Source organism: Pelodictyon luteolum DSM 273, assembly GCF_000012485.1.
GTDB lineage: Bacteria > Bacteroidota > Chlorobiia > Chlorobiales > Chlorobiaceae > Chlorobium > Chlorobium luteolum.
On sequence record NC_007512.1, the window covers coordinates 1799228 to 1819512 of the forward strand.

A 20285-nucleotide genomic window follows, 5' to 3' on the forward strand; every position below is an offset into this window, starting at 1 on the left:
TCGTATATTCCGATTCGTTTTTTCAACTCCATTAGAGATCGCACTCATGTCCAAAGTCTGTGTACTGACCGGTAAAAGGCCCAAGTACGGCAATACAGTCTCCCATGCCAACAACCACCGCCGCACCCGTTTCGAGCCGAACCTCCACACCAAGAGGATCTGGATTGATGAGGAAAAGCGCTGGGCGAAAGTGAAGCTTTCAGCCAAGGCAATGAAAATCATCGCAAAGACGGGAACAGCCGAACTCGCAAAACTGCTGAAATAACACCCTCCGCACATAGCAGAGGGGATCTGTCAAACAGTTCCAGAAAGGCTCAACAGGAAATGGTTGAGCCTTTTTTGTCGATGCAGAAAAAAATCACGATCTATACCGACGGGGCTTGCAGCGGCAACCCCGGCAAAGGCGGATGGGGAGCCATGCTGATGTACGGCGACGCCGTCCGTGAACTTTCCGGCTATTCCCCCGCAACCACCAACAACCGGATGGAGCTGACTGCTGCCATCGAAGCTCTCCGGGCGCTGAAGGAGCCCTGCAGCGTGGCGCTCTACAGCGACTCAAGTTACGTGGTCAACGCATTCAGGGAAGGGTGGCTGGATCGATGGACGCGCAACAACTGGAAAACCGCAGCAAAAAAGAATGTCGAAAACACCGACCTCTGGAAACAGATCCTCGAGTTGACGGCACGACACACGGTAACCTTCCACAAGGTCAAGGGCCACAGCGACAACCCCTACAACAACCGCTGTGACGAACTGGCCCGCCAGGCCATCCAAAAGAAACCATAACCAGCCGACAGATGAAAAGCAATCCCGAAGGCACGGGTGCACCGCTGAAGCGATCACTGAAGAAAGGATCCGGGCTCCTCATGGTGATGAGCCTCCTTGGTTTTCTCGGCTTCCTTTCTGTTCTCTTCTGGATCAACTGGCCGAAACCGCGGCCCGTGCCCGAGCCGCTCCCGCCAGCCGTCAAATCCCTCATAGAGCGTATCCCCGGCCGTTCTGACGCCATCATCTATCTTGGCATGAAAGATGTCCGCCAGAGCCGGTTCTGGCAGGAGGTGCTTCCCGACTCACTGCGGGACCTGCCGCTCTTCGAAGCCCCTGAAACCCTTCAGAAACTGATGACAGCGGCAGCCATCATTCCAGCCCGTGATATCGACACACTCCTCGTCACTTTCCGCAAAAGCGGCTACCGCGAACAGCACTTCCTCTGCGTGGCGAAGGGTCCGTTCGCATCCAAACTCACCGATGAACTGCTGCAGCGCGCCAGCCGGCAAACCGCCAGTATTGCCGGGCAGCAATGCTACGGGATCGACAGCACCCTCTGGGTCTCCCGGACAGGGCCCAACGAAGCCGTACTGGCCGACAACAAAACGATGCTCAGTGGCTACCTCAATCCCGAAGGCAGTTTCCTGACCCGCGACTCGCTGGCAGTAGCCATGATTGAGAAGGCCACCTACAAGTCGCATCTCTGGTTCGCGCTCCCCTCGGCCGCATGGACCTCAAGCGCCCTGAAAAGCCTGACATCGAAAAACAGCGATGTTAATACCCTCGGCAACCTGAACCACATACAGCATCTGGCCCTCTCGATAAAAATGAATGACGGAATCAAAGCCGAAACCGAGTGGGTGTACAAAACGAAGCCGGCTGCCTGGTTCGCCTCGACCTTCCTCTGGGGCGCAGTGAAGCTCTCCGCCATGTCGACGGAAAGGACCACGCCTGAGACAAGAGCGCTGCTCGAAAAGATCCAGATTCAGCAGAACCTCGAATCAGTGATCATCAGGGCCGATCTTCCGCTTGAAACATTCACGCACGCGACCGGAAGCAGCGGCAGGAATAACTGAAGCCCCCCCATCGGTCACCATCAAGACAGCCGGCAAATGAAACAGAGCCGGCGGTCCTTCCAGAGCACCTCGATCCCTCTCGACAACTCGACCCTTCTTCCCGGCTGGAGCCCGAGAAGGCCTGTCAGCCGTCCGAGAACGGCACTGTCGACTGAAAGACCGAGTTGCGAAAGAGCCCGCTTGAACACCTCCTTCTGCTCAAAAGCCGTCAACTGCCGGAGAGCGTCCACGCCAAGCCACCCCTGCCCTGCAGAGAGCTCCGGGTTCCCGGCAAGCAGCCGCTCGAAATAGAGCTCAAGAAACGCCTCCAGTTCCCCCGACTGCTCTGAGAGACGCTGCATCGACGGAAGGAATCTGCCGTGGAAGCGCTCCTCGACGAGCGGGATCACCCGGTTCCTGATGAAGTTCCGGTCGTACCGGTCGTCGGCATTCGTGGCGTCTGTCCGGTATCCTGTCCCCTGTTGTTTGAGATACTCTTCAATCTCCGCCCGATGCATAAAGAGGAGCGGGCGGATGATGTGTCCGCGGCGGGACCGGATCCCCCGCAGCGAAGGAAGCGTCACGCCCCTGAACAGGTTGAAGAGCATGGTTTCGGCATTGTCTCCCACATGATGGCCGGTGGCAACCTTCGTATACCCCTCCCTCTCGATGATTTCCTGGAAATACCCGTAGCGGAGTACCCGGGCCTCCTCCTCAACCGAGCGCCTGGCTGCCACGGACGAGGCCAGTGTATCGAACTGCCGCACAAAACAGGGCAGACCCATCAATCGGGCGCACTCACGAACGAACGCTTCATCGGCATCACTCTCAGCGCCCCGGAGGCCGAAATTGCAGTGGACGACGGCGAGGGTGCAGCCGAGAGCAGCCTGCACCGCAATGAAAAGCGTGAGGAGCGCCATCGAATCCGCACCACCGGACACGGCAACAAGCACCCTGTCGCCCTGTCCGACAAGGCGATGAAGGGTGATCTGTTCCAGAAACCTTTTTTCCAGCGTGTTCAATCCATCCGTTTTTTTCATTGTCCTGCCGCTACGTCCTGCCAATATACGCAAGCGGTACTGAATGCGCGGGGCTGAAAATCCGCCACGATTTGCGGGGTAAACCGATAAATTCATTATCATACAACCAAACAGACACCCAGCCCCTCCTGTCATGCTCACACCCTACGGACGCTCCACCATCCTGAAAACCACCATCTTCGCTTCGGCCATCGCCGTAACGGGGCTCTTCTTTCCACCCGTTTCGCGAGCGGTCCTCATCCTCTCGGCCGCCGCCATCCTCGGCTTCGCGTTCTGGTTCTTCCGCGACCCTGAACGGACCCCGGCTGAAACCGGCCGCGTCATTCTGGCACCGGCCGACGGCAGGGTAATCCTTGTCGAAGAGCGCGACCACCCGTTCACCGGAAGCCGTTCGACCCTCATAAGCATCTTCATGTCCCCCCTGAATGTCCACGTCAACCGCATCCCTCAGAGCGGCAGGATCCGGCACCTCCAGTACCATCCCGGCTCGTTCAAGATGGCCTTCGACCATAAGAGCATGGAAGAAAACGAACGTATGGACATCGGCATCGAATCGGACAGCCTGAAGATATTCTTCAGCCAGGTCTCGGGGTTCATTGCACGCCGCATCGTCTGCCCCCTCCGGATGGACGAAGCGGTGGAGGCAGGAAAACGGTTCGGCATGATCAAATTCGGCTCGAGAGTAGATATCATCATCCCGCAGGGATCGACTCCCGCAGTAACGATCGGAGGTAAGACCCGTGCCGGTGAAACCGTGATCGCCCGCTGGTGAACCCCTGAGCCCCGGGGGCTCAGGAAAATGCTTGTATAAGGCAGCCCTATTGATTATATAGGTATCTAGGAATACAAGACTCACTATTTTAACCCCTTGCGGAGGACTGAAGATGTTTGGACTAGGCGGCCAGGAGCTCATACTCATACTCATGATCATTCTCCTGCTGTTCGGCGCAAAAAAACTCCCCGAGCTGGCAAAAGGGCTCGGTAAAGGCATGAAGGAGTTCAAGAAAGCCCAGAACGAGATGGAGGATGAGTTCAACAAGGCCATGGACGACGAGACCCCGAAGAAAAAGGACTTCGGTCCTGACAGGGAATAACGCCAGAAAAAGCCCGACACCGGGCTTTTTCCACCACTCCCATACCCACAAGCCATGCTTCACAGCCTGTACATCAGAAATTTTGCCCTGATAGAAGAGCTGTCCCTGGAGTTCCAGCAGGGCCTCACCGTCATCACCGGTGAAACCGGTGCAGGCAAGTCGATCCTGCTCGGTGCCCTGGGCCTTGTCCTCGGCGATCGGGCAAGCAGCGAGCTGGTGCGGAGCGAGGCCCCTAAGGCGGTCATCGAAGCCGTCTTCCGTCACGACATTCCGGCATCTATGGCGCCGCTTCTGGAGTCCGCCGGCATCGAAACAACGGAAGATCTCATCCTCCGCAGGGAGCTCTCCGCCACCGGACAGTCGCGGAGCTTCATCAACGATACACCCTGCAACGCCGGCACCCTCCGTCTTGCCGGAGACCTCCTCATCGACCTGCACGGACAGCATGAGCACCAGATGCTCCTCAACCCCGCCACACACATCGGCATGCTTGACGACTTCGCCGGCACTGTTGCTGATGCGGCTTCCTGCACGGCCATGCAGGAAGCGCTCCGCGAGCTGCGCCGCCAGTGCCGTGAAATCAGGGACAATGCCGCGGCAATGCAGGATAAACGGGATCTTCTCGAATTCCAGCAGCGCGAACTGGCCGACCTCGGACCCGGTGCGGGAGAGAGTGAAGAGATAGAGCAGGAAATCAACCTGCTTGAAAACGCCGAAGCCCTCGCAGAACATAGCGAAGCACTGAGCGTCATCCTCTATGAAGGAGAAGGCGCCATTTACCCGGAGCTCGGAAGGGTCCTGCACCTCATCGAAAAACTCGCGGCAGTAGACCCCCGCTTTGAACCGCTCTGCCTGGAGGCCCGGAACGCCTCCGGCATTGTCGACGAACTCTACCGCTTCAACCGGAGTTACAGGTCCGCCATCGACTTCAACCCGGCACGGCTGGAAAGCCTCAGGGAACGACAGCACAAAATCCAGCGGACGGCAAAAAAATTCGGGGTCACGCCTGATGAGCTCCCGGAGATGCTCCTGCGCATTGAAGCCATACTTTCGGAGGAAGGGGAAAGCGGAGAGCGACTGAAGGAAAAAGAGACCCGGGCAGAGGAACAGAAAGCGAAACTCTCTCTGGCAGCTGCTGCGCTTTCAACGCGGCGGCGGGAGGCGGCAGGGAGGCTTGAGGAAACCATCATGCAGCACCTCACGGAACTCGGCATTCCGAAGGCCGTCTTCATGACCCGCTTCACCCATGAAGAGGATCCCGAAGGGGAGGTTGAGGTTGAGGGAAAGACCTACAAGCTTTCGGGTGCCGGATACGACACGGTCGAGTTCATGCTCTCGGCCAACCCCGGCGAGCCGCCACGACCGCTTGCAAAAATCGCATCAGGCGGTGAAATATCGCGGATTATGCTCGCCATGAAAAGCGCGCTGGCGGGTACTGCCGAGCTGCCGATCCTCATTTTCGATGAAATCGATACCGGCATCAGCGGCCGCATCGCCCAGAGCGTCGCAAAAAAGCTGCAGAACCTTTCGCGGCTCTACCAGATCATCGCCATCACCCATCTGCCGCAGATCGCTGCGATGGGGGAAAGCCACCTTTCCGTCCATAAAACGGTTGAAAACGGCAGGACCACAACCCGGGTCACCCCGCTCCTTGGTGATATGCGGCGGGAGGCAATAGCCTCACTCATCAGCGGTGAGGAGGTCACTCCAATATCCCGAAACCTTGCCGAAGAGCTGCTTCAGGCTGCACACTCAACTCCGTCAAACGAGGATTGAGGGCCGGCTGTTTAGAAAATCGGGAAGATTGCCTTATACTTCGGCACATTGAACATTCACGACCGAAAACAAGAACACAGCATATGTCCACACGACAACTGAGAGGCTCCGCCGTTGCGCTGGTCACACCCTTCCATAAAGACCTTACGGTCGATGTCGAAGCACTCATACGCCTCGTTGAATTCCATCTGGAAGCCGGTACCGACATCATCATCCCCTGCGGCACCACAGGTGAATCGCCGACCCTCACCGAAGCCGAGCAGGCCTCCATCATCCGGACCGTCCGTGATGCATCGAAGGGAAGGATCATCGTCGGGGCAGGAGCCGGAACCAATGCAACCGTCGAGGCCGTCCGCCTGGCCAAAAACGCCGAAGCCGCCGGAGCTGAAGCCATTCTTTCCGTAGCACCCTATTACAACAAACCATCGCAGGAAGGCATCTACCAGCACTACCGCCACGTAGCCGAAGCCGTGTCGGTGCCCATCATCATCTACAACGTCCCGGGCAGGACCGGATGCAATGTCGATGCGGCCACCGTCCTCCGCCTTGCCCGTGACTTCGCCAACATCACGGCAGTCAAAGAGGCCACCGACAACATGCAGCAGATCGCCGAACTCCTCGACGGCCGGCCGGAGGGCTTCTCGGTCCTCACCGGCGAAGACCCGCTCATACTCCCCTTCATGGCCATGGGTGGCGACGGGGTCATTTCTGTAGCGGCCAACCAGATCCCGGGAGCAATCAAGCGCCTGGTCGACAGCGTCAGTGAAGGCAATCTCGAAGAGGCCCGGAAAATCAACCGGAAGTACCGCCGTCTCCTCCGGCTCAACTTCATCGAAAGCAATCCCGTGCCGGTGAAATACGCCCTTACGCGGATGGGCATGCTGGAGGAAACATACCGCCTCCCCCTCGTCCCCCTCTCAGCGGCATCAAAGGCCGAAATGGACCGTGAACTCGAAATCCTCGGACTGATCTGAACGCACAAAAAAGATTGCCCAATAAAGAAGGGCCGGTTTTACCGGCCCTTCTTTATTGGGTGCGTCCATATCGCCTGTAATCCCTGTCTCAGGCAAGTTCGCCGAGCGCATCGGCAAACATGTCGAGCTGCGCTTTCGTGCGTTTTTCCGTCACTGCGACAAGCAGACCCTCATCTCCGAACTCCCCGAGATCGCAGCCGGCAAACACTTTTTTCTCAAGCATCTTCCGGACCACTTCGGAGGGCGGAATGGGCGTATCGACGACGAACTCATTGAAGAACGGCGCATTATAGCGGATTGAGAATCCGGGGATGGCGGCGATCCTTCCGGCAAGGTAGTGCGCCCGGGAGAGCGACTGGCCGGCAACTTCACTCAGGCCCTGTTTTCCGAGAAGAGAGAGGTATACGGCTGCCTGCAGAGCGTTGAGCGCCTGGTTGGAACAGATGTTCGATGTGGCTTTCTCCCTGCGGATATGCTGTTCCCTGGTCTGGAGCGTCAGGATGAAACCGTCCTGACCGTTAGAATCCTTCGTCATGCCGACGAGCCTGCCGGGGAGCTTGCGCACGAGTTCCTGGCGGACAGAAAAGATGCCGAGGTACGGGCCGCCGAAGCTCTGTGAACTGCCGAGGGGCTGGCCCTCGCCAACCGAGATGTCGGCTCCGTAAGCGCCGGGAGCCTCAAGCACGCCAAGTGAGACCGGATTGGCGGAGACAATGAAAAGCGCGCCGTGCTCATGGGCGAGCCTTCCGATGGCTTCAACGTCCTCCAGGCATCCGTAGAAATTCGGCTGCTGCACGACAACGGCCGCGACCGTGTCGTCCATGAGCCCCTTGAGGACCTCAATACTTCCGACACCGTCTTCCACAACATTCTGCACGACGGCACTGTGGTCCGACGCCTCGAGATAGGTTTTGAGTACCGAGCTGTTCCAGGGATGCAGCTTTCCGGCCACGACCACTTTCTGGCGGCCGTTGACGCCGATGGCCATCAGCACCGCTTCGGCAAGAGCCGTGGCCCCGTCGTACATCGATGCATTGGTCACGTCCATCCCGTAGAGGCGGCAGATGAGACTCTGGTATTCGTAGATGGCCTGCAGCGTCCCCTGGGACACCTCGGCCTGATAGGGCGTGTAGGCCGTATAGAACTCACTGCGGGAGACGATCGCCTTGATGGCGGAAGGGAGGAAATGGTCGTAGGCGCCGCCGCCGAGGAAGCTGACATAGTCGGCCGTGCTGCGGTTCGCCGCGGCCATGCTTTCGAGTATGGAGCGGACCTCCATCTCATCGGCAGCGGGTGCGAGTTCAAGAGCTTTATTGAGGCGGACCTCACGGGGGATGTCGACAATCAGCTCGTCGAAGGAGGAGACCCCTGTGGCATGGAGCATCGACTCCCTGTCCGCATCGGTATTGACGATGAATGGCATGTTGATTATCCTCCGATCAGTTCGCGGTAGGCGGCGGCGTCGAGCAGATTAGCGACTGAGGCCGGATCGGCGAGCTTCATCTTTACCATCCAGCCGCTGCCGTATGGGTCCTGGTTCACTGTTTCGGCGCTGTCCAGTCCGGCGTTCACCTCCAGGATCTCACCGGCCACGGGAGCGAACAGGTCGGCAACCGTCTTGACCGCTTCAACCGTTCCGAAAATCTCATGCTCCTTCAGGGCAGTGCCTGCGGGCTTCAGTTCCACGAACACGATGTCGCCGAGCTCCGACTGGGCGAAATCCGTGATGCCGACAAGCGCAGTCGCGCCATCGTCGAGCAGCTGTATCCATTCATGGTCTTTGGTGTAGCGGAGAGCGGCTGGGACGTTCATGACAGAAAAGGTTAAGTGGTTGAAAACAGCTGATGCGCGTGGGTCAAGTTAATACTTTTTTTCAAACAAATGCGACGCTGACGCCCTCGGCATCTCCCTAGGAGAGGCGCTGGCGCATGGCCTCATATAACATCACGCCCGCCGAAACGGAGACGTTCAGCGACTCGACGCAACCCGCCATCGGAATGCGCACCACCCGGTCGCAGAACTCCATGGCTTCGGGAGCAAGGCCGGAGCCTTCCGCTCCGAGCACAATGGCAGTGGCCTTCCTGAAATCGGCATCGGTATAGTTCGTTTCGGCCTCCATGTCGGTGGCGAGCACCTGAATCCCTTCGCGGTGGAGGAGCTCAAGGCATCGCACCAGGCTTTTTACCTTGGCGACCCGCATGTGCGAAAGGGCACCGGCTGAAGCCTTGTGCACGACAGCGTTGACCGGAGCTCCCTTGCCCTCGACAAGGACAACCCCATCGGCAGCGACAGCCTCGGCGGTCCGGATGATGGCCCCGATGTTGTGGGGATCGTCGAGCCCCTGCAGCACGACGAGCAGCGGCGCACTGTTGCGCGGTGCGGCAAGCAGCTCCTCCACGGTGTAATAGCTGACCGTACTGATGAGGGCCGCCACCCCCTGATGCTTCGTGGTCCCTGCGATAAGCGAGAGCTTCTCGAGGCGGGCCTTTCCCGTCACGATCTTCTGGCGCCGCGCAGTAATGATGATCTCCTTCAGCTTCGGATGCGAAGTGTTGAACTGGAAATAGATTTTCTCGACGCTCTCCGGCTTTTCGCGGAGAAGTTCAAGGACAGCGTTGCGTCCGTAGACGAGGTTTTCGGGATGTTCCCCTTCCATCATGAGTCTGGAAAATGGCAGAATTATGCAAAAGAATCGGCCCGCAAAAACACGGCCCGCGGTGAGTCCCTGTAAGCGGGAGAGGGATACCTGAATGTAATTAAATTCAGCAATATCAGATTTTTTTTCTATCTTGCTATTCGCCTTGAATCGATTTTTTTCTCTGGCAGAAGCAACTAATTCCACTCCATCCGCAGTTGTTTCTGTCGTACAGTATTTGTACATGCGTTTCATCAATACAAATCCAGTGACAGCCAGTATGAGCCGGACATATAAAACCATGGAAGGAAATGAAGCGCTCGCTTATGTCTCCTACCGCACCAGCGAAGTAATCTGCATCTATCCAATCACACCGGCATCACCGATGGGCGAGTATTCGGATGCATGGGCAGCCGAAGGGAAAAAGAACATCTGGGGCACCGTTCCGAAAATCGACGAACTGCAGAGCGAAGCCGGTGCGGCGGCCGCAGTCCACGGCGCACTCCAGACCGGATCACTGACCACCACCTTTACCGCATCGCAGGGGCTCCTTCTGATGATCCCCAACATGTACAAAATTGCCGGCGAACTCACCCCCTGCGTCATCCATGTCTCGGCACGTTCACTGGCCGCTCAGGGCCTCTCCATCTTCGGCGATCACAGCGATGTCATGTCCGTCCGCGGCACGGGCTTCTCGCTTCTGGCTTCAAGCTCGGTCCAGGAGGCAATGGACATAGGTCTCATCTCCGCAGCAGCGACGCTTGAATCGCGCGTCCCTGTCATGCACTTCTTCGACGGTTTCCGTACCTCCCACGAAATCGCAAAAATCGAGGTCGTTTCAGACGATGTCATCAAGGCGATGGTCCCCGAGGATCTCGTCATCGCAAACCGCAGCCGCCGCATGACCCCCGACGCACCATTCATCCGCGGCACCTCGCAGAACCCCGACACCTATTTCCAGGGCAGGGAGACGGTGAACAGCTACTACACCGCAGCCTCCGACATCACCCAGCGGATGATGGACAGGTTCGGTGAGCTGACCGGCCGCAACTACAAAATCTACCAGTACTACGGAGCACCTGACGCCGAGCGCGTCGTCGTGCTCATGGGCTCCGGCGTCGAAACCGTCCGCGAGACCGTTGAATACCTAAACAAAAGCGGCGAAAAGGTCGGCGTCATCAATGTCCGCCTCTTCCGTCCGTTCGACATCGAGCGTTTTGTCGCCGCATTCCCCAAGAGCGTCAAGTCCGTTTCGATCCTCGACCGTGTCAAGGAGCCGGGCAGCGCAGGCGAACCCCTTTACCTCGATGGCGTCAACGCCCTCATGGAAGGTGTCTCCAAAGGACTCCTTACAGCCATGCCGAAAGTCACCGGAGGCCGCTACGGGCTCTCTTCGAAAGAGTTCACCCCCGCCATGGTCAAGGGCGTGTTCGACAACATGGCCGCGGCCTCGCCGAAGAACCACTTCACCGTCGGCATCGTTGACGACGTCACACACCTGAGCCTCGACTACGACCACGCGTTCTCCATCGAGCCGGACGAGATGTTCCGCGCACTTTTCTACGGCCTCGGATCCGACGGTACGGTCGGCGCCAACAAGAACAGCATCAAGATCATCGGCGAAAACACCCCGAACTACGCTCAGGGCTACTTCGTCTACGACTCCAAGAAGGCGGGATCAATCACGACCTCGCACCTTCGCTTCGGACCCAAAGAGATCCATTCGACCTACCTCATCACCGAGGCCCAGTTCATCGGCTGCCACCACTGGATCTTCCTCGAGATGATCGACCTGGTTAAAAACCTCAAGAAAGGCGGTACGCTGCTCCTCAACTCGCACTTCTCCCCCGAAGAGATATGGGACAACCTGCCGCGCACCGTGCAGGAGCACCTGATTGCAAAAGAGGCGAAGATGTACTCGATCGACGCTTACAAGGTTGCCGGCGAGAGCGGCATGGGCCAGCGCATCAACACCATCATGCAGGCCTGCTTCTTCGCCATCTCCGGTGTTCTCCCCCGTGAGGAGGCCATCCTGCAGATCAAGCACGCCATCAGGGTTACCTACGGCAAGAAAGGCGATGAGATCGTCAACCAGAACATCAAGGCAGTCGACAACACGCTGGCCAACCTGCATGAAGTCGCAATCGGCGCAGTCGCCGACAGCAAGAAAACGCTGCGTGCACCAATCGTCGGAGAAGCCCCCGACTTTGTCTGCAACGTCCTTGCCAAGATCATTGCGGGCGAAGGCGATGAAATCCCCGTAAGCGCCCTTCCGGCAGACGGCACCTACCCGACCGGAACCGCGAAGTTTGAAAAACGCAATCTGGCCTCGCATATCCCGGTCTGGGAACCCGACCTCTGCATCGAGTGCGGAAAATGCACTATGGTGTGCCCCCACGCGGCAATCCGCGCAAAGGTCTACGACCCGAAATACCTCGAGAACGCCCCCCGCACATACAAATCGATGGAAGCCAAGGGTGTGAACTGGGAAGGCATGAAGTACACAATACAGGTGGCTCCCGAGGACTGCACCGGCTGTAAGGTCTGTGCGCACATCTGCCCGGCCCGCGACAAGGCGAACCCAGAGCGCAAAGCGCTCAACATGGCGCCGCAGGAGCCGCTTCGCGAAACGGAAGTCGACAACTGGAACTACTACGTCAACATCCCGGAATTCGACCGTACGAAAATCAACCCGAAGCTGATCAAGGAACAGCAGCTGCAGGAACCTCTCTTCGAGTTCTCGGGCGCCTGCTCGGGATGCGGCGAAACCCCGTACGTGAAGCTGATGACCCAGCTATTCGGCGACCGCCTCGTCATCGGCAACGCCACCGGCTGTTCATCGATCTACGGAGGAAACCTGCCGACCACCCCGTATACCTGCAATGCAGAGGGTCTCGGACCGACATGGTCCAACTCCCTGTTTGAGGATACCGCGGAGTTTGCTCTCGGATTCAGGATCTCCATCGACAAGCAGCAGGAATATGCCTCTGAACTCCTCCGGAGAATGTCCGGCACCGTCGGCGACACCCTCGTCGGTGAAATCCTCGAAGCCCGCCAGGTAAGTGAGCCCGAAATCTTCGAGCAGCGGAAACGCGTGGCGGTACTTAAATCGAAAATTGCCGGCATCGGTTCCTCCGACGCAAAGAACCTGCTCTCGGTTGCTGACATGCTCGTCAAAAAGAGCGTCTGGGGTGTGGGTGGAGATGGCTGGGCCTATGACATCGGCTACGGCGGCGTCGACCATGTCACTGCAGGCAACAAGAACGTCAACCTTCTGGTTCTCGATACCGAGGTCTACTCCAACACCGGCGGACAGGCGTCGAAAGCCACCCCGAAAGCGGCGATTGCAAAATTCGCTGCAGCCGGCCGGCCGGTCACGAAGAAAGATCTTGGGCTTATCTCGATGAGCTACGGCAGCGCCTATGTTGCATCGGTTGCCCTCGGTGCCCGTGACGAACAGACCCTCAGGGCGTTCCTTGAAGCAGAGGCTTACGATGGCCCCTCGATCATCATTGCATACTCGCACTGTATTGCGCACGGCATCAACATGGAACACGGCCTTGACAATCAGAAAGCAGCCGTTGATTCGGGTCACTGGCTCCTCTTCCGCTACAACCCGGACCGCATGAAAGAGGGGCTGAACCCCCTGCAGCTTGACTCGAAGAAGCCGAAAATCCCTGTGGCGCAGTTCCTCAATATGGAGAACCGCTTCAGGATGCTCAAGAAAAGCCACCCGGAGATTGCCGACGTCTACTTCGAAGCAATCCAGAAAGAGGTGGACGCCCGCTATGCTCATTACGAGTACCTGGCAGCACGCACCTTCGAGGCCAAGTAAAGCCATTCTGTTCAGTCAGAAACAAAGAACGGCGGGAACCCCCCGCCGTTTTTTGTTATCGCTTCCATTACCGCCCGTTCACGATCCTGTTGGCGGAAGAGCACGATTCAGCTCCAGCTCTTCGGCCTTCTTCTGCATGGCTTCGGACTTTTCCAGTTCTCCTGCAGCCCTATAGAGTTCAGCGAGATGGCGGGCTATCTCAGGCTCAAGAGGCTCCAGTTCCATTGCCCGTTCAAGACGAATACGAGCCTCCTTAAGCTCTCCCTGACGGTAGAGGATCCAGCCGAGCGTGTCAAGATAAACCCCGCTGTCGGGCTCTTTCGCCACCGCCGCTTCGGCCAACTGGCGCGCTCTCTTGAGGTCGGAGCCTACTATGGTGAGGCTGTATGCAAGGTTGTTCAGAACAAGGGCGTTGCCGGGCTCGAGAACCAGCAACTGCTCATACAACGGCATGCTTTTGGCTGGAACCCCCATGGTATCGTAAGCAAACGCCAGGGTACTGAGCGCCCGCTCCTGAAGCTCACGGCGTTCCAGTATTCGCCTTGAGCGAAGCGCCTGCTCAAGCAAAGGCACCGCCTGGCGAGCCTTGCCAGACTCATAAAGCACATAGCCCTCCAGAATCTGGAACCGCAGCCGTTCGGAGGGAAAATCCCGTCTGGCGCGAAGCACGACCCTCTGGGCGGCAGAGAACTGCCGGGATACCAGAAGAGCGGACACCAGGCTCTCGCGCAGGTCGCTGTTTTTCTGGTCCAGCGGAACAGCCGCCCTGAAATCCCTTAGCGCGCCACCCAGATCATCTGCACGCATGCGTGCCCATCCCCTCAGCATCAGCGCCTCAGCGCTCTCTGGATGGCGGCGGCATGTCTCATCGAGCATGATTCTCGACGGGATGCGGTAGAGGCTGTCCGATACCGACTCCGAAAGATAAAACCGGGTCAGTTCGAGTTTTTTCGGAAGAGCGGGACGAAGGGTATCGTAGAAGCTCAGAAGGTCTGAACGGAACGACATCATATCTTTCGAACGGACAGAGACCTCGAAGAGTGCCAGCCATGCGGGAATGAAACCGGGCGAGGCGTCAATGGCCTCACGGAAAGTAGAGGCCGCATCGGCATAGTCGCCGGTGCGAAGGTACAACCCGCCGAGAGTGAGCCGGAGCCGTTCATCCCCGTTGCCGCCCTTTGTCATTTCCCGAAGCGAGGCGATGGCCTCCGGGTACCGTTGCATCCTGATCTGGAGCAGGAGCACATGGGAACGGGCCGTCTCATTGCCGGGATCAAGGCTCAGCACCCGCTGGAACACCGACAGCGCCTCTGCGGGCTGTTCAGCCGCAAGGTGCTCCATGGCGAGCCATGTCAGCAGCTCCGTGTTGCCGGGGTCCATATGGGCCAGCTTCCCGTATAGTTGCACCGCCCTCTTCGGCTCGCCCATCGCATGGGAAACATCGGCAAGCAGACCGAGTGCATGGCGGTTGGAAGGGCTCAATGCAGCACACCGCTCTGCGTACACCCTCGCTGAATCGAGCTCCCCGAGGGAAAGAAAGGCCTTTGCCGTTGAAAAGTAAAGCGCGGCATTCAGGGGCTGGCGGCGGAGCAGCTCATGGTATCCTTTGATGGCGCCGGGGTGATCGCCTCTGGCATCGAGGAATGATGCCCGCAGGAACTCCCGCTCCATCACAGCATCAAGGGAATCACTGCGGGCTGCCATCTCGGCTTTACGCGCGGGACCGGAGCTGCATGAGGCTGTGAACAACAGAATGAAGAAAAACGAGACCGTCCATATGGCGCGAAGCGCAGATCGCTGCCTATGTCGCCAAAGCCCTTCAGACATGCTCCTGCCCATCGAACAGAGTTCCCCGAAGTGCGGAGCTTCCATCCGAGAACCTTAGCAGCGCCCGCTGTGTAGCCACCCTTCCCCGGGGGGTGCGGGAGAGATAGCCCGCCTGGATGAGGTATGGTTCATAGACCTCCTCGATGGTATCCTGCTCCTCTCCGACCGAGACTGCGAGCGAACCGACGCCGACCGGCCCGCCGCTGAAACGGTTGACGACAGCATCCATGATCTTCTTGTCCATCTCATCAAGCCCCTCTTCGTCGATTTCAAGAGAGTCGAGGGTCTTCATGGCCGTCGGGCGGCTGATGATCTCCATACCGTCAACCTGGGCGAAATCCCTGGCACGGCGGAGCAGGCGGTTGGCGATGCGGGGGGTTCCGCGTGACCGCCCGGCGATTTCTGAAGCCGCATCCCTCTCGATGCCGATGCCGAGTATGGTGGATGATCGCATGAGGATCGTTTCGAGCAGCTCGGGCGGATAATAGTCGAACCGGTTGCTGATGCCGAAGCGGGCCCTGAGCGGAGCGGTCAGGAGTCCGGAACGTGTCGTCGCGCCGACGAGGGTGAAGGGCTCGACCTTGAGCTGGACGGCCCGTGCCGAAGGGCCGCTGTCGAGCATGATGTCGATGCGGAAATCCTCCATGGCCGAGTACAGGTATTCCTCGACAGCCGGCGGCATACGGTGGATCTCATCGATGAAGAGCACATCACCCTTCTGCAGGCTAGTCAGAATCCCTGCCAGATTCCCCGCTTTGTCGAGCATTGGTCCGGAAGTCGCTTTCAGTGAGCCGCCCATCTCTTCGGCGATGATGTGGGCGAGGGTCGTCTTGCCGAGTCCGGGAGGACCGGAAAGCAGCACATGATCGAGGGCGTCACCGCGCATCCTGGCCGCGGAGATGAACACCTTCAAGTTGTCGGTCAGCCGTTGCTGGCCCGTGAAGTCTTCCATCCGCCGTGGACGGATCTGGTCTTCAATCCGCAGTTCGACGGCATCTACGGGGGTATTGAGCAGTTCTATTCTCAAATGGCTCCCTGGTTTCACAGCTTGATCCTGGGATCAACGACAGCGTAGAGCACATCGGCAACGAGGTTGCCGAAGACGATGAGGATCCCGGAAATGAAAGTATTGGCGATGATAAGCGGATAGTCCCGCGCAAAAATGGCTTCAACCGTTACCCGGCCCATCCCGGGAAAGGCGAAAATCACTTCAATGAATAGAGCCCCGCTGAAGATGAACGGCAAGGAACTGCCCATGAGGGTGATGACGGGAAGCAGGGCATTGCGGAGCGCATGGCGGAATATGACCAGCCTTTCAGGAAGACCCTTCGCCCGTGCGGTGCGGATATAGTCCTGGCGGATCACCTCCAACATGCTCCCGCGGACATAACGGGCAATGCCAGCTGCGCCATTGATGCTGAGCACCGTTACAGGCAGAAACAGGTGCCATAGACGGTCCATGGCAAATCCGATCGGGCCGAACCCTTCAGCTCCCACCTCATTCAGGCCGGAGGCGGGAAAAAGCGGGAACTTGAGGGCAAAGATGATGATCATCATGAGGGCGAACCAGAACTCCGGCATGGAATAGAAGAAGAGCGCCGTCACGGTCAGGAACCGGTCGATGAAACTGTTCTGCCGGACGGCCGATATCACACCGATGAGGATGCCGAAGGTGAAGTTGGCTATGAGGGTAAGGAGCGCAATGGTCACGGTGATCGGAAGCGCACTGGCGATGACCTCCAGCACCGGCTGCTGGGCACGGCTGAAGCTTCTTCCGAAATCACCCTGCAGGACATGACCGAGCCACTTCACATACTGGATCGGCAGGGGGTCGTTCAGACCGTACTGCTCCCGGATCTGCATGGCGACGTTGGGGCTGATGCCCGGCTGGATGAAAAATGCCGCAGGGTCGCCCGGCGCGAGACGGATGATGAAGAATGTAAGGGTCAGGACCCCGAAGATGAGCGGGATGGCAATCAGGAGCCGTTTGAAAATATAGGTCAGCATGCGGTTCTATGGCGCAAGGGTTCGGGAAGGACTGAGCGTCCAGTCATCGATGTTGTAAAATACACCGGAAATGTTCAGTTCCTCACCCTCTATCCTGCGGCTGAACCCCTGGGTCTCCCGGATCCAGTAGAGAAAGGTGACCGGCTGATCACGGTGCAGGATTTCCTGATACTCCAGCCAGTAGGGACGAGCGTCCAGTGGATCCATTTTCTCCTTGGCAAGGGCCGAAAGCCTGTCGACCCTCGGGTTGCGGTACCCCATGAAGTTGAACCGGCTTTTCTCGAGGTCCGAACCCCAGACATCCATCGGGTCGATTTCCAGGCCGATCGACCAGCCCGCCATCCAGGCATCGAGCCTGCGGTTCTGCAGGTTGTCGAAAAAGACATTCGATTCCTGAACCTCGAGCTTGCACTCGATGCCTATTGAGCGCAGGTTCTGCTGGATGATGACGCTTGCGTAGTTTCTGCGCGCATTGCCCGCATTGGTATAGAGGGCGAAGCTGAACCGGCGTCCCGCCTTCTGGAGAATACCATCGGGGCCCGGCACCCATCCCTCTGCCTTCAGTATCGAGAGGGCTCTCTGCTGGTCGAACGGATAGGGCTGTATCTTTTCGTTGAAGGCCCATTTCAGTGACGGGGATATATCGGTTACTGCGGGAACCCCGTACCGGCCGAGGTAGCCGTCGATGATCGACTGACGGTCCATGGCGAAGGTCAGCGCACGGCGCACGGCTGCGGAACCGAATAGCGGATGCGGCACAGCGCGGCCGCTTTTGAGGTACTCGTCCTGGTCGATGTTCGACCAGCCGACATAATCATAGACCCTCAGCCCGACACTCTTGATATCGACGGGATTCTTCGAACCGGCCAGACCCCGGAAGTCTTCCGGCTTGATGTTCTCCACCACGTCCACTGCACCGGTCTGGAGCTGGGCGAGGCGGACGGTATAGTCGGGCACTACCCGGAACGAAAGCTGGGGGATGTTGCCTGGTTTCGGAAGGTTGGAGCGGTGGTTGCTTTCAAGCACCAGTTCCTGCTGCGGCTTCCAGGACTTCAACCGGTAGGGGCCGGCACCGAGCGGCTTGCGGTTGAGCGGGGAGTTGCGGAACTCATCGGGCTTGACGTTGCGCCAGAAATGCTCCGGCATCGGCGTAAGGGAGGTATGGAACAGGGCAAGATATTCCGGCACGGGTTTGTGAAACCTGAACACCAGAGTAGTATCGTCGGGAGCGGCAACCGCCCGCGAAAAGTCCACCTGGCCGTTCTCGGCTCCTTCGAGTTCGGCAAGGTACTGCTGGCGGGGGCTGGCGATCACGGGGTTGCCGTAGAGGCGGTAGGCAAAAAGGACATCGCCGGCTACGATCGGCTTGCCGTCATCCCAGTATGCGTCATTGCGGAGCGTGTAGGTGATGGAGCGGTGGTCCGGAGCCATCCGCCATGTTCTGGCAAGGGCGGCTTTCGGGGTTTTGGTCGTATGACCGGAGGTCGGGGGGCGGAGCTGTTTATCCAGCGCCATGTAGTTGAGCAGGCCCGTCGTGGTGTCGAATTCGCTCTGGAGCAGAGACGGATAGATCAGGCCGAAGATGTTCGATGAAGTGACTGAAGCGCCGATGACCGGGTTGAGGTAGTCGGCATCGCCGAGCGAGGTTATGACCAGGGTCGAATCCATCGCCTTCCGGGCAGGATGCTCCCCGCCGCCCTGGCTGCAGGCGGAGGAAATGAACAGCAGCATCGAAAGCGGAAGAAGCAGAAGCCTCCTCAGGCCGCTGTGGGCAATCGCCCGTTCAGACAAGGATGTCACCTGCAGTTCTGTCATCATTGTGGATCACCTTTTTTATCCTGTCGGTCAGCGCCTCGGCTGCCACATAGTTCGAATAGCGTTTGAGAAGGAAGTTCAGTGCGACGACCTCGATGATCACCGTGATGTTCTTGCCGGGGAAAATGGGAAGCTGGACCAGCGGTACATCGACACCGAGTATCCTTATCGTCTTTGTGTCCAGACCGAGCCGCTCATACTCCATTTCCTTGTTCCACTCAAGCAGTTCGACGACCACCAGCACCTCCTTGACGTCACGGATGGCGCGGATGCCGAAATTTGCCTTTACATCAACCACGCCGAGACCACGGATCTCCATGAAATGGTCGATGATGTTGTTGCGTGATGCGCTGAGCTGCATGGTTTCCCCTTTCCTGCGGATCACAACCACATCGTCAGCGACGAGGCCGTGGCCCCGCTCCACAAGGTCAAGGGCAATCTCCGACTTGCCAAGGCCGCTCTTGCCGGTCAAGAGCACGCCGACACCGTAGACATCGACCATGGAACCGTGGTACTGCTGGTAAAGGGAGAACTGATCGTCGAGAAAATCCGTGACAAGGTAGATGGCCTTGGTGGACGACTGACGGGTCACATAGACGGGAATCCCTGCTGCAGTGGCCATATCAAGCAGCTCAGGCTGGAGCTTGTTGTTGCTTGTCAGGATGATGCAGGGCACCTTGAAACGCGTCAGGTTGGCGAATGCCGCCTTCCGTTCTTCCTCGCCGAGATGGTTGAGGAAACGCGTCTCGGTGTTACCGAGAATCTGGAGCCTCTTGTAGGTGAACAGATTGGTGAACCCTGCCAGCGCCAGCCCCGGTCGGTGCAGGTCCCGCTCGAAAATCCGCCGTTCCTGCTCATCGACGGTGTTCATCCGCCTGAGCCGGATGTCATGCTTCTTGCCGATGTTGTTAAAAAAATAGGCGACCGTCACTGATCGCTTCTTCAAGCCTTTTTGGTCGAGGGTCATGGATCCGGCATAGAGGGTGATGGAAACTCCTGCGTCAGACGGCGGCCCGGAGCCGGCCGGAGGCATCGCCCCCGCCGGCGGGCAGGCACCGGGTTCAGTGCATTTTCTCTTTGTACTTCTGGAGTTGCCGACCGAGCGCATCCACGCAGGCATCTATGCAGAGCTCATAGGCCGTTCCGGACTCTTTGGCAATAAAGTCATGCTGCGGCACGTGCAGGGTTATTTCGGCATTCTTGTTCTTCTCGAAATCATTCTTCTGGTGGTCGAGGATGACGTGGCACGTGAGGATTGCCGGATACAGCTTCGTGAGCGATTGTACGGCACTGCGGGCATACTCCTCTATGGCATTGTGGTTATTGGAATGGCGCAGGGTGACCTTGATGGTGGGCATGTCGCTGCCGGTTTCTTTCGTCATAACAACCTCCCTAAGGATATATGGGTGAAAAGAATGAAGGAACAAGGCCGGGGCAGGAAAGCGCCGGACCATAAAGC

Annotated in this window: 18 protein-coding genes; 8 read left to right on the forward strand and 10 right to left on the reverse strand. The window is 58.3% G+C overall.

All coding sequences use genetic code 11. The annotated features are described in order from the left end of the window. Positions 1-46: 46 nt before the first annotated feature. From rpmB to PLUT_RS08320, 3 genes are all read left to right on the forward strand, one after another. Complete coding sequence (rpmB, locus tag PLUT_RS08310) at positions 47-265, forward strand: 50S ribosomal protein L28 (protein WP_011358332.1); 219 nt, start codon at positions 47-49, stop codon at positions 263-265. A gap of 80 nt (positions 266-345) precedes the next feature. Continuing rightward, on the forward strand, positions 346-786 hold the full coding sequence (rnhA, locus tag PLUT_RS08315; protein ID WP_041463885.1) for a ribonuclease HI: 441 nt from the start codon (positions 346-348) through the stop codon (positions 784-786). 11 nt (positions 787-797) lie between these two features. Continuing rightward, on the forward strand, positions 798-1844 hold the full coding sequence (locus PLUT_RS08320; protein ID WP_011358334.1) for a hypothetical protein: 1047 nt from the start codon (positions 798-800) through the stop codon (positions 1842-1844). 20 nt (positions 1845-1864) lie between these two features. Here PLUT_RS08320 and tilS read toward each other — a convergent pair whose 3' ends face one another. After that, the gene (gene tilS / locus PLUT_RS08325) at positions 1865-2863 is read right to left on the reverse strand and encodes a tRNA lysidine(34) synthetase TilS (RefSeq protein WP_011358335.1); all 999 of its coding nucleotides are present in this window, start codon (positions 2861-2863) and stop codon (positions 1865-1867) included. 133 nt (positions 2864-2996) lie between these two features. On the opposite strand from tilS, the gene PLUT_RS08330 reads away from it, so the two are divergent. The 4 genes from PLUT_RS08330 (at position 2997) to dapA (ending at position 6707) form a co-directional block, all read left to right on the forward strand. Then, entirely contained in the window at positions 2997-3635 is a 639-nt protein-coding gene (locus PLUT_RS08330) for a phosphatidylserine decarboxylase (protein WP_011358336.1), read from the forward strand. Positions 3636-3747: 112 nt separating this feature from the next. Next, on the forward strand, positions 3748-3957 hold the full coding sequence (locus tag PLUT_RS08335; protein WP_011358337.1) for a Sec-independent protein translocase subunit TatA/TatB: 210 nt from the start codon (positions 3748-3750) through the stop codon (positions 3955-3957). Between the two features lie 54 nt (positions 3958-4011). Next, positions 4012-5733, forward strand: coding sequence for a DNA repair protein RecN (recN, locus tag PLUT_RS08340; RefSeq protein ID WP_011358338.1), 1722 nt, complete (start codon positions 4012-4014; stop codon positions 5731-5733). A gap of 83 nt (positions 5734-5816) precedes the next feature. Further along, complete coding sequence (gene dapA / locus PLUT_RS08345; RefSeq protein ID WP_011358339.1) at positions 5817-6707, forward strand: 4-hydroxy-tetrahydrodipicolinate synthase; 891 nt, start codon at positions 5817-5819, stop codon at positions 6705-6707. Between the two features lie 88 nt (positions 6708-6795). On the opposite strand, the gene gcvPA is transcribed toward dapA, so the two are convergent. From gcvPA to rlmB, 3 genes are all read right to left on the reverse strand, one after another. Further along, entirely contained in the window at positions 6796-8130 is a 1335-nt protein-coding gene (gene gcvPA / locus PLUT_RS08350) for an aminomethyl-transferring glycine dehydrogenase subunit GcvPA (RefSeq protein WP_011358340.1), read from the reverse strand. A gap of 5 nt (positions 8131-8135) precedes the next feature. Next, complete coding sequence (gene gcvH / locus PLUT_RS08355) at positions 8136-8519, reverse strand: glycine cleavage system protein GcvH (RefSeq protein ID WP_011358341.1); 384 nt, start codon at positions 8517-8519, stop codon at positions 8136-8138. A 97-nt stretch (positions 8520-8616) separates the two neighbouring features. Then, positions 8617-9363 carry a 23S rRNA (guanosine(2251)-2'-O)-methyltransferase RlmB gene (gene rlmB, locus PLUT_RS08360; protein ID WP_011358342.1) on the reverse strand — a complete coding sequence of 249 codons (747 nt, stop codon included), beginning with the start codon at positions 9361-9363 and terminating at the stop codon, positions 8617-8619. A 259-nt stretch (positions 9364-9622) separates the two neighbouring features. On the opposite strand from rlmB, the gene nifJ reads away from it, so the two are divergent. Then, positions 9623-13177: a pyruvate:ferredoxin (flavodoxin) oxidoreductase gene (gene nifJ, locus PLUT_RS08365; protein WP_011358343.1), complete on the forward strand. Its 3555-nt coding sequence runs from the start codon at positions 9623-9625 to the stop codon at positions 13175-13177. Positions 13178-13255: 78 nt separating this feature from the next. Here nifJ and PLUT_RS08370 read toward each other — a convergent pair whose 3' ends face one another. The 6 genes from PLUT_RS08370 to PLUT_RS08395 all read right to left on the reverse strand — a co-directional run bounded on the left by PLUT_RS08370 (position 13256) and on the right by PLUT_RS08395 (position 20208). Then, a complete protein-coding gene (locus PLUT_RS08370; protein WP_162010069.1) occupies positions 13256-14881 on the reverse strand; it encodes a tetratricopeptide repeat protein in 1626 nt (541 codons plus the stop codon). Positions 14882-14996: 115 nt separating this feature from the next. After that, complete coding sequence (gene ruvB / locus PLUT_RS08375; RefSeq protein WP_011358345.1) at positions 14997-16031, reverse strand: Holliday junction branch migration DNA helicase RuvB; 1035 nt, start codon at positions 16029-16031, stop codon at positions 14997-14999. Between the two features lie 14 nt (positions 16032-16045). Beyond that, positions 16046-17011 (reverse strand): ABC transporter permease, encoded by a 966-nt coding sequence (locus tag PLUT_RS08380; RefSeq protein WP_011358346.1) that lies wholly within the window; start codon positions 17009-17011, stop codon positions 16046-16048. Positions 17012-17017: 6 nt separating this feature from the next. After that, on the reverse strand, positions 17018-18826 hold the full coding sequence (locus PLUT_RS08385; RefSeq protein WP_041463887.1) for a peptide-binding protein: 1809 nt from the start codon (positions 18824-18826) through the stop codon (positions 17018-17020). Continuing rightward, positions 18795-19793, reverse strand: a complete 999-nt coding sequence (gene hprK, locus PLUT_RS08390) for an HPr(Ser) kinase/phosphatase (protein ID WP_011358348.1) — start codon at positions 19791-19793, stop codon at positions 18795-18797. The genes PLUT_RS08385 and hprK overlap by 32 nt, the downstream gene beginning before the upstream one ends. 94 nt (positions 19794-19887) lie before the next feature. Next, complete coding sequence (locus tag PLUT_RS08395; RefSeq protein WP_041463888.1) at positions 19888-20208, reverse strand: HPF/RaiA family ribosome-associated protein; 321 nt, start codon at positions 20206-20208, stop codon at positions 19888-19890. Positions 20209-20285: the final 77 nt, after the last annotated feature.

Coding starts and splice junctions, on each gene's coding strand:
- rpmB (WP_011358332.1), top strand. CDS start 47: ATGTCCAAAGTCTGTGTACTGACCGGTAAAAGGCCCAAGTACGGCAAT.
- rnhA (WP_041463885.1), top strand. CDS start 346: ATGCAGAAAAAAATCACGATCTATACCGACGGGGCTTGCAGCGGCAAC.
- PLUT_RS08320 (WP_011358334.1), top strand. CDS start 798: ATGAAAAGCAATCCCGAAGGCACGGGTGCACCGCTGAAGCGATCACTG.
- tilS (WP_011358335.1), bottom strand. CDS start 2,863: ATGAAAAAAACGGATGGATTGAACACGCTGGAAAAAAGGTTTCTGGAA.
- PLUT_RS08330 (WP_011358336.1), top strand. CDS start 2,997: ATGCTCACACCCTACGGACGCTCCACCATCCTGAAAACCACCATCTTC.
- PLUT_RS08335 (WP_011358337.1), top strand. CDS start 3,748: ATGTTTGGACTAGGCGGCCAGGAGCTCATACTCATACTCATGATCATT.
- recN (WP_011358338.1), top strand. CDS start 4,012: ATGCTTCACAGCCTGTACATCAGAAATTTTGCCCTGATAGAAGAGCTG.
- dapA (WP_011358339.1), top strand. CDS start 5,817: ATGTCCACACGACAACTGAGAGGCTCCGCCGTTGCGCTGGTCACACCC.
- gcvPA (WP_011358340.1), bottom strand. CDS start 8,130: ATGCCATTCATCGTCAATACCGATGCGGACAGGGAGTCGATGCTCCAT.
- gcvH (WP_011358341.1), bottom strand. CDS start 8,519: ATGAACGTCCCAGCCGCTCTCCGCTACACCAAAGACCATGAATGGATA.
- rlmB (WP_011358342.1), bottom strand. CDS start 9,363: ATGGAAGGGGAACATCCCGAAAACCTCGTCTACGGACGCAACGCTGTC.
- nifJ (WP_011358343.1), top strand. CDS start 9,623: ATGAGCCGGACATATAAAACCATGGAAGGAAATGAAGCGCTCGCTTAT.
- PLUT_RS08370 (WP_162010069.1), bottom strand. CDS start 14,881: ATGGCAGCCCGCAGTGATTCCCTTGATGCTGTGATGGAGCGGGAGTTC.
- PLUT_RS08380 (WP_011358346.1), bottom strand. CDS start 17,011: ATGCTGACCTATATTTTCAAACGGCTCCTGATTGCCATCCCGCTCATC.
- PLUT_RS08385 (WP_041463887.1), bottom strand. CDS start 18,826: ATGACAGAACTGCAGGTGACATCCTTGTCTGAACGGGCGATTGCCCAC.
- hprK (WP_011358348.1), bottom strand. CDS start 19,793: ATGACCCTCGACCAAAAAGGCTTGAAGAAGCGATCAGTGACGGTCGCC.
- PLUT_RS08395 (WP_041463888.1), bottom strand. CDS start 20,208: ATGACGAAAGAAACCGGCAGCGACATGCCCACCATCAAGGTCACCCTG.